Annotated in this window: 13 protein-coding genes and 1 riboswitch; of the genes, 4 read left to right on the top strand and 9 right to left on the bottom strand. The window is 56.6% G+C overall.

All coding sequences use genetic code 11. From position 1 onward, the window contains the following. Positions 1–58: 58 nt before the first annotated feature. Genes EUZ85_RS01445 through EUZ85_RS01460 form a run of 4 tightly spaced genes read right to left on the bottom strand, consistent with a single transcriptional unit; the run spans position 59 to position 3516 of the window. Complete coding sequence (locus EUZ85_RS01445) at positions 59–898, bottom strand: energy transducer TonB (protein ID WP_127974178.1); 840 nt, start codon at positions 896–898, stop codon at positions 59–61. Next, positions 895–1677, bottom strand: coding sequence for an ABC transporter ATP-binding protein (locus EUZ85_RS01450; RefSeq protein ID WP_127974179.1), 783 nt, complete (start codon positions 1675–1677; stop codon positions 895–897). The genes EUZ85_RS01445 and EUZ85_RS01450 overlap by 4 nt, the downstream gene beginning before the upstream one ends. Then, complete coding sequence (locus EUZ85_RS01455) at positions 1674–2645, bottom strand: iron ABC transporter permease (RefSeq protein ID WP_127974180.1); 972 nt, start codon at positions 2643–2645, stop codon at positions 1674–1676. The genes EUZ85_RS01450 and EUZ85_RS01455 overlap by 4 nt, the downstream gene beginning before the upstream one ends. After that, a complete protein-coding gene (locus EUZ85_RS01460) occupies positions 2635–3516 on the bottom strand; it encodes an ABC transporter substrate-binding protein (RefSeq protein WP_241566924.1) in 882 nt (293 codons plus the stop codon). The genes EUZ85_RS01455 and EUZ85_RS01460 overlap by 11 nt, the downstream gene beginning before the upstream one ends. Positions 3517–3593: 77 nt before the next feature. Continuing rightward, positions 3594–3869, bottom strand: a riboswitch (cobalamin riboswitch). Positions 3870–3975: 106 nt separating this feature from the next. On the opposite strand from EUZ85_RS01460, the gene EUZ85_RS01465 reads away from it, so the two are divergent. Further along, the gene (locus tag EUZ85_RS01465; RefSeq protein ID WP_127974182.1) at positions 3976–4581 is read left to right on the top strand and encodes a hypothetical protein; all 606 of its coding nucleotides are present in this window, start codon (positions 3976–3978) and stop codon (positions 4579–4581) included. A gap of 6 nt (positions 4582–4587) precedes the next feature. Here the strand turns inward: EUZ85_RS01465 and EUZ85_RS01470 are convergent, their stop codons facing one another. Next, on the bottom strand, positions 4588–6021 hold the full coding sequence (locus tag EUZ85_RS01470) for a PLP-dependent aminotransferase family protein (protein WP_241566925.1): 1434 nt from the start codon (positions 6019–6021) through the stop codon (positions 4588–4590). 179 nt (positions 6022–6200) lie between these two features. On the opposite strand from EUZ85_RS01470, the gene ilvE reads away from it, so the two are divergent. After that, positions 6201–7085, top strand: a complete 885-nt coding sequence (ilvE, locus tag EUZ85_RS01475; RefSeq protein ID WP_127974184.1) for a branched-chain-amino-acid transaminase — start codon at positions 6201–6203, stop codon at positions 7083–7085. Between the two features lies 1 nt (position 7086). Here ilvE and EUZ85_RS01480 read toward each other — a convergent pair whose 3' ends face one another. Further along, positions 7087–8091, bottom strand: a complete 1005-nt coding sequence (locus tag EUZ85_RS01480) for a putative solute-binding protein (protein WP_127974185.1) — start codon at positions 8089–8091, stop codon at positions 7087–7089. A gap of 426 nt (positions 8092–8517) precedes the next feature. Between EUZ85_RS01480 and EUZ85_RS01485 the strand changes: the two genes are divergently transcribed. Continuing rightward, complete coding sequence (locus EUZ85_RS01485; RefSeq protein ID WP_127974186.1) at positions 8518–10491, top strand: ribonuclease R family protein; 1974 nt, start codon at positions 8518–8520, stop codon at positions 10489–10491. Between the two features lie 66 nt (positions 10492–10557). Here the strand turns inward: EUZ85_RS01485 and EUZ85_RS01490 are convergent, their stop codons facing one another. Both EUZ85_RS01490 and EUZ85_RS01495 read right to left on the bottom strand, forming a co-directional pair. Then, positions 10558–10860 (bottom strand): peptidyl-tRNA hydrolase, encoded by a 303-nt coding sequence (locus EUZ85_RS01490; protein WP_127974187.1) that lies wholly within the window; start codon positions 10858–10860, stop codon positions 10558–10560. Between the two features lie 5 nt (positions 10861–10865). Further along, positions 10866–13547 (bottom strand): site-2 protease family protein, encoded by a 2682-nt coding sequence (locus EUZ85_RS01495; protein WP_127974188.1) that lies wholly within the window; start codon positions 13545–13547, stop codon positions 10866–10868. 319 nt (positions 13548–13866) lie between these two features. Between EUZ85_RS01495 and EUZ85_RS01500 the strand changes: the two genes are divergently transcribed. Then, positions 13867–14358, top strand: a complete 492-nt coding sequence (locus EUZ85_RS01500; protein ID WP_127974189.1) for a DUF2505 domain-containing protein — start codon at positions 13867–13869, stop codon at positions 14356–14358. Between the two features lie 90 nt (positions 14359–14448). Here EUZ85_RS01500 and bfr read toward each other — a convergent pair whose 3' ends face one another. Next, positions 14449–14928, bottom strand: coding sequence for a bacterioferritin (bfr, locus tag EUZ85_RS01505; RefSeq protein ID WP_127974190.1), 480 nt, complete (start codon positions 14926–14928; stop codon positions 14449–14451). Positions 14929–15020: the final 92 nt, after the last annotated feature.

Raw genomic sequence — 15020 nt, forward strand, 5'->3', positions numbered from 1 at the left:
TGCAGGCATAGCCACAACGGGAGTCTGCAGGAAGTTATGCGACAGTATGGGAAATTTGTCAATTCAGACGAAACACCACCGGCACCACGATGGTCTCCCGATCGACGCCATCCGCCGCCGCCAGACGCCAGCCGGAGAGGGTTTTCAGCGCCTGCTTGTCGAGCACGGTGTAGCCGCTGGAGCGCTTGAGGGAGACTTTCACGGGATTGCCAAAGGCGTCCACCAACAGCTCCACCATGACGGTGCCCTGCCAGCCGCGGCGGGTGGCGAGGCCGGGGTATTCGGGTTTGGGCGTATTGGCTTCGCCCAACTGATATCTGGATACCGATGGCGCACTGACCGCCACTGGCGCAGACACAGGCGCAACAGCCAGGACTGGCGCGGGCTCCAGCGACGCTGGCGTCGGCGGAGTCGCCTGAGCCGGCTTGTTCACAGCAGGCGTGACCTGCGGCTTCGCCGTTGTGGTTTGTGGGATAGATTGCGGAACAGTTTTGTGCGCCGCCTGCGTTGGTTTAGGCGTCTTCTCCTGTACGACAGGCTTGCTTGCCGGAACCGGTTTGGGCTTGGGGACCGGCGTCTCCACCCGCTTGGCCGCCATTTTGGGCTGCGGAGAAACGGGTTCTGGAGTATCAACGGGTTGAGGTTGCGGCGCAGGTTGTAGAACCGGCTGCGGGGTCGGCTTCGATACCGCAGGTTGAGCCTGCGCCGGCGCCGTGGAAACTGGCGTTGGCGCCGCCGGAGCCTGGATGGCTACGGTCATTGTGGTCGATGTAAGTCGATTTTTAGTGGGTTGGGGCGAATTGAAATACAGCATCAACGCTACATGCGCCGCCAGGGAAGCGACCAAGGCCATCCATAATAATGGCGGGTATTTAGCGCTGGCGACGTCCGTGCTCACTTCAGACTCCAGGGCAACAGATAAGGCTGTTCCTCATGGCGCCCCCGCACCACCGAGACGCCGAACGCCTGCTGGATGCGCTCATCGCTCAAGACCTCGTTTGTGTCGCCCGCCACCAGGGTTCCATCCGGCATCGCCAGCATCGCTTGTCCGCAAAACCGTAGCGCCAGGGTCAAATCGTGCAGCACTACAACGCCGATCCGGCCACTTCCAGCCCAATCCTGCAAATGGCTCATCACCTGAATCTGGTGCTGAGGGTCCAGACCCGCCACCGGCTCATCCGCCATCAATACGGGAGCGTCCACCGCCAGCGCCCGCGCCAGCATCACCCTGGCGCGCTCGCCGCCGGATAGACGGGTGACCGTGCGCTGCGCCAGATGCGTGACATCCGCTTGCCGCATGGCGTTCTGAATCAGAGCCTGATCTTGCGCGCTTAATTTGCTGCGATGGGTCTGCGCTGGAAAGCGACCCAGACCGACCAGGGTTTCCACGCTCAAAGGCCAATGACAATCGGTGTCCTGATCCAGATATGAAATATGCTGCGCCCGCTGCTTCGGCGCCATCTCGCACAGATCCTGATCCTGCAGCCGCATAGCGCCGGATAGCTTGGGAATCAGTCCAACAATGGTTTTCAACAGGGTGGACTTGCCGGCGCCGTTGCTGCCCAGTATCGCCGTCAGTTGTCCGGATGGCAGGTGAAAGCTGACATCAGATAGGACCGGAGCGCCGGGATAGCCTACCTGCAATCCGCTTAGCTCCAGGCTCAGCGCGGCGCTCATACCAACGCCTCCGCTTTACGCAGATGGCGCAGCAGCCACAGGAAAAACGGCCCGCCCAACAACGCCGTAATGACGCCGACTCGCAACTCCGGCCCTGGCGGCAGACAGCGCACGGCAATATCAGTCAACAACATCAGGCTCCCGCCCGCCAAGGCGCTGGGAAGCAGTAATCGGCCGGGCCGCCACTCGGTAAACGGTCGCAGCATGTGAGGCACCACCAGCCCCACGAAGCCAATTACGCCGCTCACCGCCACGCTGGCGCCCACCGCCAACGCCACCCCCAGGCCGGCCACCCATTGTACTTTCTGCAGACGTACGCCCATGGAGCGGGCGGTGTTTTCTCCCAGCGACAGAACATCCAGTGAGCGCGACACACTGAACAGCAACGCCATCCCCAACAACGCAGGCGGCGCCGCCAAGTAAAAGTGCTGCAGGGTGCGGTGTTCGAATGACCCCATCAGCCAGAATAGAATGTCCTGCACCGCGAAAGGATTCGGCGCCATATTCAAAGCCAGCGCCGTCAGCGCTGAACTGAACGAATTAATGGCGGCGCCGGCGAGAATGATCATCACGATGCCCGCTTCCGATCCCACGATCATTACCAGCGCCAGCAGTCCCAGCATGGCGCCGATAATGCCCGCCACTGGCGTAAACAGTCCGCTCGCTGAAAAGCCAAAGTAGATGGCGCACACCGAACTTAGGGCCGCCGTGGAGGAAACCCCCAGTACGCCGGCGTCCGCCAGCGGATTGCGTAGCAGTCCCTGCAACACGGCGCCGGATAGCGCCAATACCGTTCCACATAGCAGCGCCAATAGTGTCCGCGGCAGCCGGATTTCCCATAGAATCAATTGGGTTTCCAGATCCCACCCCGGCCAGCTCACCCCGGTGACCCGGCCGGTGCAAAGAGACAAACCGATCAAAAAGGCCAGCGTCACACTCAGAATCAGGAGCAAACGGTTATAAGTCATCCGCAGTCTCCGACCCGGACGCTTTACGCTCTTGCGTCAGTATATGATCCGCTACTTTTTGGGCCGCCAGCGTCATGGCGGGCGTTCCACAGGAGAGCCAGTCAGCGGGGATATACAAAGGTTCGAAACGGGAAGGACGGCGCTTCAATAAAGGATGCTCCACCCAATTCGTCGCCAACGCCTCGCTGTCATAGCTGTTGCTGACCATGAGCAATAAATCCGGCCGCCAGCGCACCAGCGTCTCCAGATCCACTTGCCCCCAACCTTGCACGCCCTGCTCGCTCGCCACATTAATCACGCCGATGGCGTCCAGAAAGGCGTCCTGGAAATTACCCTCGCCAGCTATCCAGCCATTGGCGTTCAGAATCAGCGCCCTGACTTGCTTGTCCGCTATACGTTCGTGAACCCTGGCGAAATAGGCCCTCAGCTCGCTTACAATCGCCGCAGCCTGCCCGGGTTTGCGAACGGCTTCCCCCATAAGGCTCCAGCTTGACGCCAAATCATCGAGGGATTGCGGTAAGGGAATCTCCACCCAACGCATATTGAACTTCCGCACCAGCGGCTTAAGCGAAGACGCGCCATACTGACCCGCCATCACGATATCCGGCCGGAGTTCCAGCACTTGCTCGATAAAACCAAAATTGGCGGGAATCTCACGCAACGTCGACGCAATTTCCAGCTCAGAGGGCTGATGACTGAGCCAGGTGACCGACACCAGATTTTCCGGGGCGAGATACCCCATCATTTGATCAACGCACTGGTTGACCGACATGACCGTCGGCTCAGCCGCGCGAACATCGCCCGCGTTGACGGAAAGTGTGAAAGTAAACGCTGATAGCAATCCCAGGGCCCGAAAAGCCTTAACCAACATGCAGATGCCGCCTTGAATCGATGCGAGGTGCGAATCCGGCGTAAATTCCCCGTTTACGGTCGGATAAAACAGGCTCCGAATGGGAGTCAAACAATGGCAGGTCTCCTGGCTTGCGTTTCGTAGTCCTGTCCCGCCTTCCCAACATGGAGACGATCTCCACCCAGTGGCCTTTGATAACGTCGCGATAAGGAGGGGCGGCGTTATCCGGGACGAACTCTTCGCTCACAGTTGCGGGGACAGCTCCGGCTGATCGAACGCGCATAAAGTCGCGCTCACCGGATTCCCATTTAATCCTGCTCTCATCGAAAATGATCGAACTTTGAGCAACTGGAACCATTGCGGCCCACATTATCGTGAATTGGTCATTTTAAGTCCAGAAAGCCGCTGAGGGGCGCTGGACCTGTCTGCAAGATTGTGTCAGTTTTACGCTCCCGTAATTACCGACAAGAATAAGACTGTATGACCGACGCGCCCTTGTCCCGCCATGGACTCATTCTGAAACGTCTGCTGTTCCTCGTGTTCATGTATGCTGGACTGGCCTATGGCTTGAGCCTGTTGGAATATACCGTCTTCAATCTGACCGGCTGGTCGCCGGTGAGCATCGAACGCAGTGTCGAACTGCACAGCCGGGAAGAGGTGAAAAAGGAGTTCGATCTTTGCGGCGGCCCGCTATTCGCCGCCAGCGCCGTGGTCAGCGCTCAGGAAGGCGATCGCCTGCTCGCCCGCTGCGGACGCTTCTGGCCTTTCTATCGTTACACCATTGAAGCCACCGCCCACCCATTGCTGCCGGGCTCTTTTATCCTGTATCCGGACGAAGCGCCGGCGGCTGTTACGGCGCGAGAGAATTTCATCATCAATATGCAGGTGATCAACGGCGGCTTCGCCCTGGTAGCGCTGTTTGTGATTGGTTTGAGCTGTTTCGCAGGTTATCGCTTTCTTTTCAAGAAGGACGAAGAAGCCGGCTACAAGACCGCTTTTCACGGCTTTATCAGCAGCTTTCTGATGCTCGCCTGTTATAGCGGCGTCATGTTCTTCATTGATCCCACGTTCAGCTTCGGCTGGTAATCTCGCTTAGCCCGCGCGCAGCCAAACGCCCAACTGGCGGATCGCGTCTTCCGCCTCCGCCGTCCAGGGCGCCGCGCAATTGAGCCGCAGGCAATGTCTGTACTTGTCGCCGTCGCCGCTGAACAGAGTTCCCGGCGCAATGCTCACGCCAGCGGCCAGCGCTTTGCGATACAACGCAACCGTATCGCAGTCCTCCTCCAGCTCCACCCACAATACAAACCCACCCGCCGGCTGCGATACCCGTACGCCTGCGGGAAAATACCGCAGCACCGCCGTCGTCATGCGCTCCACATGCACCGCGAACTCATGGCGCATACGCCGCAGATGGCGGTCGAAATCCGCTTGCGCCAGATAATGCGCCACCGCCATCTGCGGCAAGCTTGGGCAGGCCAGGGTGCTGGCGAATTTCAGGTAACCGACCCGCGTCCGCCAGCGCCCTGGAGCCATCCATCCCACCCGCAAACCGGGGGCGATTGATTTGGAAAACGACGAGCAATACAGCACGCCGCCGGCACGGTCATAACTCTTCGCCGCGCGCGGACGCAGGCCGGAAAAGCCCAGCTCGCCGTAGATATCATTTTCGATCAAAGGAACGCCTCGGACTTCCAGCAAGCGCACCAACTGTTCCTTGCGCTCATCCGGCATCAGACATCCAAGAGGATTGCTAAAGTTGGGCATGGCCACGCAGGCTTTGACCGGCCACAGCTCCAACGCCAGTTGCAGCGCCTCCAGGCTGAGCCCGCTTTTCGGGTCGGCGGGAATTTCCAGCGCCTTTAGTCCAAGCGCATCAATGACTTGCAACAACCCAAAGTAAGTAGGCGACTCCACCGCCACCACATCTCCGGGCTGCGTCACCGCCCTCAACGCCAGAGTCAGTGCTTCATGGCATCCATTAGTGATGAGAATGTCGTCTGGCTCCAGATCGCACCAGGCGTCCTTCATGCGTTGCGCAATGGCCTCACGCAAACGCAACGCGCCAGGAGGAAAACTATACGCTTCAATGTCTTCACTGGGCCCGCGCAACGCGGCCCGGAACGCTTTTTCCATCGCCGCCGCCGGCAAAAACTGCGTCGCCGGCGCCGCCATGGCGAAATTCATACCCTTGGACGATTGGGTCGCCTGCACCAGACTCATGATGGTCTGCTGCGTGTCCACCAGGGTGGGCGCGCCTTCAAATCCGGTCACCTTGGGCAACGCCGCCTCCAGTTCGGCCAAACCATTCTGATTGCGACGGCGCACGTAATAACCGGATCGCGGCCGCGCCTCCACCCAACCCTGCCTCTCTAGCAGACGTTGCGCCGCCATGATGGTGGACACGCTGACGCTGAAGTGCTCCACCAAATCCCGGGTGCCCGGTATACGCTCTCCCACCGCGTACATACCCTGACGGATACGTCCCGCCACAGCGTCAGCCACTTCCTCGTATCGCTTTTTGCTCATGCCGGTCGCCGCCTCACTCATACGCAAACAAGTACAGTTCTTCATCGATATACCAGTACAGCAAGCCAAAAGGCGAAACTGTATCGATATATATAAATTTTTCTTGGCCTATATCGCAATCCTCTGTCTGTTTATTGTTGCTGTTTTCCCCCTCAACCTGATAAAGCAGGAGAAAGACTATGCAAGCCGCCGCCTCCCCTATCCCGTATTGCTGGCTGAACGGAGCCATTGTTCCCGCAGCGGAAGCGGCGATTTCCGTCTACGATCACGGTCTGTTGTATGGGGACGGGGTCTTTGAGGGGCTGCGCTTCTATCAACGTACGCCCTTTCGCATAGAGCGACATCTGCAGCGTCTGCAGGACTCCGCCGCCGCCCTGGGAATCACCCTTCCTTATGACGCCAACGCCTTACGCGAGGGAGTCAGCGCGTTGATAAGCCGTTATGGCGGCGAGAGCGGTTATCTGCGGCTGGTGGTCACCCGTGGCCCCGGCAACCTGGGCTTGAATCCGCGTAACTGCGCCACGCCGAATGTGTTCATTCTGGCGGATCAGCTCAGCATGGCCTCCAGCGAGGCGCAGGAGAAAGGGCTCAAACTGATCATCGCCAGCGTACGTCGCACCGTAGGGGCGGGACTGGACCCCAGAGTGAAAAGCCTCAACTACCTGACCTCGATCCTGGCGCGCATGGAAGCCAATGTCGCCGGCGCTGATGAAGCCTTGTTGCTGAACGAACGCGGTCAGGTGGCGGAAGCCTCAGCGGAAAACCTGTTTATCGTCCGCCATGGACGCTTGCTGACGCCTCCAACCAGCGACGGCGCGCTGGCGGGAGTAACCCGCTCGGTAATCATGGAGCTGGCTCAGGCCAGCAACATTCCTGTCAGTGAGCGCACGCTCACCCCTTACGATCTGTATACGGCGGATGAATGCTTCCTGACCGGCAGCGGCGCAGGGCTCTTATCCGTCGCGGAGGTGGACGGACGTCCCCTCCGCACATCGCCCGGCGAGGTTCTACAACGCCTGCGCCAGGCTTTCGCCGCCTTGATTGCTCAGGAGTGCGGCGCTTAAATCACTCGCGCCCGTCAACGCATTCGGCGTTGGCGGGGTCACTATGACACCGCACCTTCAGCATGAGTTGCAGGGCCTTGGGGTCATAAGCCCCATCCTGCTTCAATGCAATGCGCACTTCTTTGAGCATATTGTTAAACCCGGTGGCCTCCTCCTGATTGGGATGTATCCATACTTTCGCGGGTATTTCCGCCTCCGCCTTACGCACCATCTCCATCAGCTCATCAAAGCGTCCCTGGAAATGCTCTCGCGCTTTCTGGGCGAAATCCGCCTTGAAGCGATCTTTCCGCACCAGCACCTGATAGGTCATCTGCGCAAAACTATATGAATACACGCCCCCATCCGGCTCTACGCCCTTATATAGCTCCAAAGGCTGATAGGCGATCGCGGGAGCATAGGCGACATCGACGCTGCCGTTATTGAACTTACCGGCGAAGCTGGAGGGCGTGGCGCCCACTACGGAGCCGCCCACATGGCGCACCATGGTCACCGCCGCAGGATCATAATCAAAGGCAGCGATTTTCTTGCCCTGAATCGTCTGCACGCTGTTAACGCGGCGATCCCGCACCAGCACATACACTGCGCCCGCGGGCAGCAGCCCGGCGACTTCAAAATCGCCACTGGTCATCAGTTTGGCGGCCTTCGGCTGCGCCAGCGTCTGCAGAATCGTCTTCAGCTCACCGTATCCCGGAATCGCGCCCAGCGCCACCAGGGTTCCCGTAAAGCGGTTGAAGTCCCGCGCCCTGACGTCCGTCAGTAATACCGCGTCACATTGGCCCGCGCGAAAGTCGTCAGCTGCGATTTTTTCGTCGGTGTAAGCATTCAATTCCAGATCATAGCCCCAGTTCAGGGCCTGGATACGAGTGGCTTTCATCAGGTTATACACAGGGCCGGCGGCCCCGAGAGGGTCAAAAACGCAATAGCTGCGTTGCTCAGCCGCTTGCGCGGTGAGTGCGGCGACGCCCAGGAATAGCCCCAGCAACGCACGACGAAGGCATGCTGTCATGGTGTGAATCTCCATTATTGTTATTGGTATTGAGGTTTTCCTTGTACATCGGTCGTCCCTGTCTGAGTCAGCCGAAAAGGCCCACCCGCCGCAGCGTCGATGGGTTTCCAGTCCGGTCCGACTATCGCGGAATATATGACAAACTAACGCGTCTTAATGCCTCAGAGAGCACGTTTCCGCGATATTCAGGGAGAAGCAAAGTTTCGCCCCAGTTTGGGGCAATATCCCGTGAGCCGCGTCAAAATTTACTTGTAAAACCGGCCCCAGGCCTTATTCCGCCCGGCTGAAAGCATGATTTATGCGCTATCGCGGCTAGAACCACGCGGGCATTCGGGGTAATATGACCCTCCTTCGATGTAAGCCCGGACAACCAGCGGTAACGATCAGCTTTCCCTTTCAGCAATCATCACGAGTGACCACTTTTCCATGTTAAATTCCGATGCCTTAACCCAATTGAAACAGTTCAAACAAGACCTGCGTATCGCCAATAACCGTTTTGAAGGAACGGTGAAAGGCAGTCCGGGGCGTTTTGGGTTTGCTGTGTTGGATGACGGCAGAGAGTGCTTCCTGAACCCGGACGAAATGCAGAAAGTATTTCCGGGCGACCGAATTCTGGTGGAAGTCAGCCAGGACGACAAAGGCCGCGACGTCGCCAAAGTCGTGCAACACATGAGAAGTGAGCTGAAGTATTTCGTCGGCCGTTATTTCACCCGTGGCCAAGGGCACTTCGTAGAGCCCGACCTGATGGGCATGAACCGTTGGATTTTCATCCCTCCGAAGAAGCGCCAGCAAGCGCACGTCAACGATCTGGTTCTGTGTCGCGTCTTGCAGCATCCCTTCCCTGAAGGTAAGCCACAGGCCGAGGTGGTGAAAATCATCGGCAAGCCCGGCGCATCCGGCCTGGAAGTTAATTACATGCTGGCCAAGTACAATCTGCAGGCCCACAACCGCGCCTCCATCAATGAAGCGGAACTGCAGAAGCAAGTCGCCGCTGAGCTGGAAAAGCGTAAAGATCTGCGGGAAACGCCGTTCGTCACGATCGACGCCGCCAGCACTCAGGATATGGACGACGCCCTGTTCGCCACCGCCAAGCCTGAAGGAGGCTGGGAGTTGCTGGCTGCCATCGCCGACCCGTCTTCACTGATCCCGGAAGGCGGCGACATCGACAAATATGCGCAACGTCTGGGCAGTTCTTTCTACTTCGCCGATCGCACATTGCCCATGTTGCCGGCCAAACTGGCCAATCACTTCTGTTCACTAAAGTCCGGCGAAGACCGTCTGGCTCTGGTTTGCACTATGCAGATCGACGCTGATGGCGCTATTTCCTCTTACACCATTGAAGAAGCCGCCATTCGTTGCGCCGCCAATCTGGCTTATGAAGACGTCGCCGCCGCGTTAACCTCCGGCGACGCCAGCGCCCATGCCCAGGGCGCGACCTTGCAGGCTCTGAATGACGTCAGAACGGCCCTGGCCAGCCATCGCCGCGAGCATGCGCTGGTGAATGAAGACCGCCCGGACTATCAGTTGGAGCTGGATGAGAACGGCAAGGTCAAAAACATCTATCGCAAGATCAACAGCGTGGCTCACTCCATCGTAGAAGAAGCGATGGTCGCCTCCAATCGCTGTGCGGCGGATTTCCTGAAGCAGAATACCGAGCGTTCTCTGTACACTTCTCACAGTGGATTCCGTCCTGAGCGTCTGGATCAGATCAAACAAATCGTCTCCGAGCAGATCTCCGACTACGATTGCAGCAACCTGCATACGTGGGAAGGCTTCAAGAAATTCATGGACTTCCTGGACGCCAATCCGCCGGAAGTACCCGTGAAAGCTATCGCTAACCGCCTGCTGGCGCGTGGCGCGCTGTCTGACCAGCCCTGCCCTCATTTCGGCATGGGACTGCCTCACTACACAACTTTCACGTCCCCGATTCGCAAGTATGTGGACCTGAGCATTCATCGCCAGATCAAAGGCGTACTGAAGAGTCAGAAGCCGCACACATTGAACGACAAAGCCATCCAGCAATTGCAGGAGTCTCTGCGCGCCGGCCGTAGCGCCGTGAACGAGTCTGAGACCTGGCTGAAATGCGAATACGCTCAGACGCTGATCGGCAAGACCTTTGATGGCGTGGTGCAGCACACGACTGGCTCTGGATTCCAGGCGCGTCTGGATGAGAATGGCATTGAAGGCATGGTGAATCTGGGCGCCTTACAAGAGAAGTTCCGCTTCGACGGCACTTACTTCCAGCACACTGGCGAGCATCGCCAATTCCGTCTGGAGCAGCCGGTGAAGGTCACCATCACTGCGGTCGACATGGAGAAAAAACTGATTCAGATGGAACTGGCGGAGCCTGCCCCGGTAGCGCAGCCCGTTACGGCGGAAGAACCGCAAGCCGAGCAATAATCGTACATCGCCGCAGCGCCAGTTGGCGTTGCGGCGGTTCCCGCCTCATCTGTTCAAAGCAATGGCTTATCGGTACAGAGGATAAAACTTAAAGTCCTTTGGCCACTCTTCCCTCGGTTTAAACGCAAGCGCCACTTCCTGACCTTCCAGAGCGGACTCCGTAATCACCACATGCTCTGCGAAAGTTTTGGCTTTCTCGAACTGCTTTTCGTTCACCTTGCAGAGGGTTTTATAGAAAGGGCCCGATAACCACTCTCTTACTTCAGCCGTATCCTGAAACTTCAAATAGGCGGCGAGCGAGGCATGGGCCGCAGCCACCATTGCATACCCGGAAGGAATTGTGTCTTTAATCAGGATATACATTTTCATGGCGATCAGGTTTCCGAGGCGTTTTTCACGCCAAAGCTGGTTAGCCCCGCCTCCGCCAGTTTGCGACGGTAGCGACTGCTTTTAGGAATAAAGTGAAGCTGTTCGCGCAACGAATCGATATAGGCGTCCGGCGCCAGATCCAGCGTGTTTTCCGCGATTTGCTCTATCCAGATGCGGGTGCCGGCGGCCTGCCAGGGGTCATGGGCGCTTTGTACGATATGCAGCAGCTCCAGCGCGGGCAGCAATGAGACATCCCCCAAACCGGCGTCAGTCATGTCCACCAGCAACGACCGCAGCGTAATCTCCGCGTCGATATAGCGTTCTTTGCTGTAGTAGGCCCAGGCCAGACGCAGATTAAGGTTGTAGCTGATCCCGTCGGTATACCCGGTAAAGGCCTTGGGACCATATAAAAGAGATTCCAGACGCTTGATGGCGGCGTCGTTCAGGTCCTCATTCAGGTAGAACTCCAATAACCGCAATTCCACCGTGCGCTTGAAATCCACGGACTTGGACGCCTTAATGCCCTGAATATAGGCGCGCTCCGCTTCCACCACACGATGCAGTTCCGAAAGCGCATTGCCCTTCAACATGTACAGTTGCGCCACTCGCTGCTCGTTACGACGGATATCGCTGTTGGCGAAGGCGCCGTCAATGTTCTTAAGGGCTGACATGTAATCAGATTGGAATAAATAACATTCCACCAGCAGCTCATAAATATCAGGAATCAACTCGCCGTTCTGGATGCGCTCTTTTTGGTAGAGCCGCAAGGCTTCCTGCAAATAGGCGATGGATACGGATTCTTTATCATTGGTGTTCATGAACAGGGCCTGCGCCAATTGATAAAGAACTTTTATTTTCTCTTCCGGGCTGATGCCCTTTCTTTCCGTCTCTTTCAGCGCCAGGTCATAATATTTCTCGGCCATGGCGTCATCGCCGGAATAGAAGTAGTAGTCCCCGGCGGCGATCAACAGACTCAGACGTTCTCGGGGATTCTTGGCGTTGGCGATCTGTCCGTCCCAGTTCATGCCTTTCTTGGCCAGCCAGGGTGCGACAATATCCTGCAGGGCGTCGCCATACCGGGTCTGCGTCAGCGCTGCGGGGGCGCCAATCACCAAGGCCAGATAAAGCGTCATTCCAAACAGAAACTCCCAGGCTCGCGGCGGCCGGTCCCGGAAGCTCCGCATCAGGGTATTCACCTGCTGATAAGCGACTGTTTTGCGCCAAGGCAGCTTTAGCGTTTTCATTCCCTCATAGACGGCCGCCAGCTGCTCAGCGCGATTGCTTTCCAGCAGCCTCGGGTAGTGTCGACGGAGATGAGAAAAAAGTCTCGCCTGTCGCCATTGATTCGGTAACAGAAACACCCAAAGCAAGGCGATGACGCCAAACACTGCCTCTTTCGCCCACCAGGAGAAGGCTGCAATCGCCAGAATGCTGAGGCAGAAAAAAGTAAGCTGTATCACAGGCCTGCGCCGGAACAAAAGCAGACTCCAAAGATGCCCACCGTCCAACGGTTGAATCGGCGCCAGATTAAAGTAGTTCAACACAATCAAAATAAATGCCGCCGAGGTCATCCAGACAGGAGCGTCTGACGGCAGGTGAAAACAGAGGCCAATCCCCAGTATGAGTCCCGGCGCCGGACCCATTAGGTACACAATGATTTTTCGCCAACTCGAAATGCGCCCCTTATCGACTCGGACACCGCCGACAAAGGGAATGAACAGTATCTGCAAATCGCGATAGCCGCAGACCATCATCGCCAGCAGGTGTCCCAGCTCGTGCAGAAACACTACGCCGACCAGTATGAGCAGAGGGAAAATATCCAGTTTGAAGCCAAAGCTCAGCGTAAGTACGCCCAATGAAACCAATAGAAGCAGCGCCTTCCCCAACCTTCCCATTGACTCCCTGCTGGCCGACATAGCGTCATTACGAAGGTGGGAAAGTACTTGGTAGTCCAGCGTAGGCGTTGATGCTGACGCCTTATTCACGACTTCCGCCATCCGCACTGAACCTGCCTGCGCCGCCTTCTGCAAGCGCAACGCGCCTTTAAGAGTAAATTGCGCCCGCTGCGCATCCGTCACAACTGGTTTCAAGACCCCCTGCGCCAATAACGCCTCTCTATAACCGGCAAAATAGGCGTTGCCGGATGCGCCGATGGCTTCCGGCGTCTTTTCCAGTCGCTCGGCGGAAGTACGCCCTAAGCGTTGCAAGTGCAAGTTCCAGTGTTCTGCAAGGTCTGCTACATAAGGATCTTCAATGTGGTAGTTGGCGACATCCGACAAGATGCGATGCTTGTAGCCATTTACCGTCTCGAATGTTTCGCCATTATTGAAGAACGTCATAAAAGAGCATTGGGTCTCCCGTACTGCGGTCAGTTCAGTATGTGAGACAAGCTTGGCGTAAGTCCGCTGCTCTGGGTGATACATGAAGCAAAAAAAGGCTTCCAGGTCATCTTTACGGGACGCCTCACAACCGCGGAACCAACAAAAATCCACAAATCCAAGCTCGGACAGTTCCTTGAACGCAGGCGCTAGAATACGCTGATAAGCCTCCTCTACTTCCCCCTTGGCGACAGCAACATATGAAGTTTCCAGCCTCACCCTGCGTTTCATTATCTGAAGTATGGCGGAGCTGCGCGCCAGAACCCGGATGAAAATGACAAATAACAGGAAACCAAACAGATAGGACATTTACCGCAACCGCTACAAAAACTACCAGTACGCTCTTAAGTCGGAAGGTGTCGCCAGCAACGCAGTAAAATCAACGGCTGAACGCTTAAAAATCGCGCAATTATACCCAAATTGGCCGCTATTACACTTAAATTCCGTCAATACCCGGACAAATGTCCAATTTGAGACTCAGACTACATTCAGCGCCGCCGCTTATTGCCAGCTTTTCCGCCATGCTGCTATGGTTTCCGGGCCTTGCCGCGCTTCGCTGTGCGGCTGACGCGATTAACAATAAAGACAAGACCGACCCTCATAATCATAATCACAACAGGAGCTAGGGATGATCGTAAAAGGGCAGCAGCATTTCCCTTACAAAGCAGCCAACGTTTTCAGCGCTATTGGCGCTCCCCACCACATTGAAGAAAAGCAACGCTTTCTCGGTTCCCGCAATATTGATATCCGACAATGCGAACAGACTGACTCAGCGCTGGACTTGAAAATAGTTCGCGAGGTGCCCGCAGAAGCCCCGGCAATGTTGAAAAAGTTCATCTCCGAATGGAACCGGGTGACGCAGGAGGAGCACTGGCGAGAGAATGCCGGCGAATACCATGCGCAGGTGAAGGTGGATATCCAGGGCGTCCCTGTTTCCATCAATGGCGAAATGCGTTTGTATGCGGAAGGGGAAGGCAGCGTTCATGAAGTCACGCTGAACTTCGAGTGTCGTGTGCCGCTGGTAGGCAAGAAATTAGCGGAATTTGTCGCCGCAAAATCCCAGGAAGCCATGCAGAACGAATTCGCTTTTGTGGCGGATTATCTAAGGGCTAACCTGTAAAAAGCTGAAAAGCGAAGAGAAACAGGGAGGTTTCAGGCAGCCGGCCAGCCCAAGGGCGGCCGGCGCCGGAGCGATGCAAAAGAAGGTCTGTCAGGATTCGGCGTCGGACATCTGCTTTTGCAGATAGTTTTCCATCCCCACACGCTCCATCAGATCCAGCTGAGTCTCCAGCCAATCGACGTGCTCTTCTTCCGATTCCAAAATGTTTTCCAGAACCTCGCGACTGATGTAATCGCGCACTTGCTCGCAATAGGCGATCGCTTCACGCAAATCCGGAATGGCTTTCAATTCCAGCTTGAGGTCGCATTCCAACATCTCTTTCGGGGTTTCGCCGATCATCAGCTTGCCCAGTTTTTGCAGATTGGGAATGCCGTCCAGAAACAGAATCCGCTCGATCAATTGATCGGCATGCTTCATTTCATCAATGGATTCTTCATATTCTTTCTTGCCCAGAGCCGTCAGGCCCCAGTTTTTATACATGCGCGCATGTAGAAAATACTGATTAATCGCAATCAGTTCATTAGCCAAAATCTGGTTGAGGTGTTCGATAACCTTCTTATCGCCCTTCATCACAGCGCTCCCGTCAGAATGATTCTCAATTGCAATAACCCCATAAAAACAAGGGGTTACCAACTCAACCCTTAAGGTTAGTTGTAACGGGA

It is taken from the genome of Hahella sp. KA22 (assembly GCF_004135205.1).
Taxonomy (GTDB): Bacteria; Pseudomonadota; Gammaproteobacteria; order Pseudomonadales; family Oleiphilaceae; genus Hahella.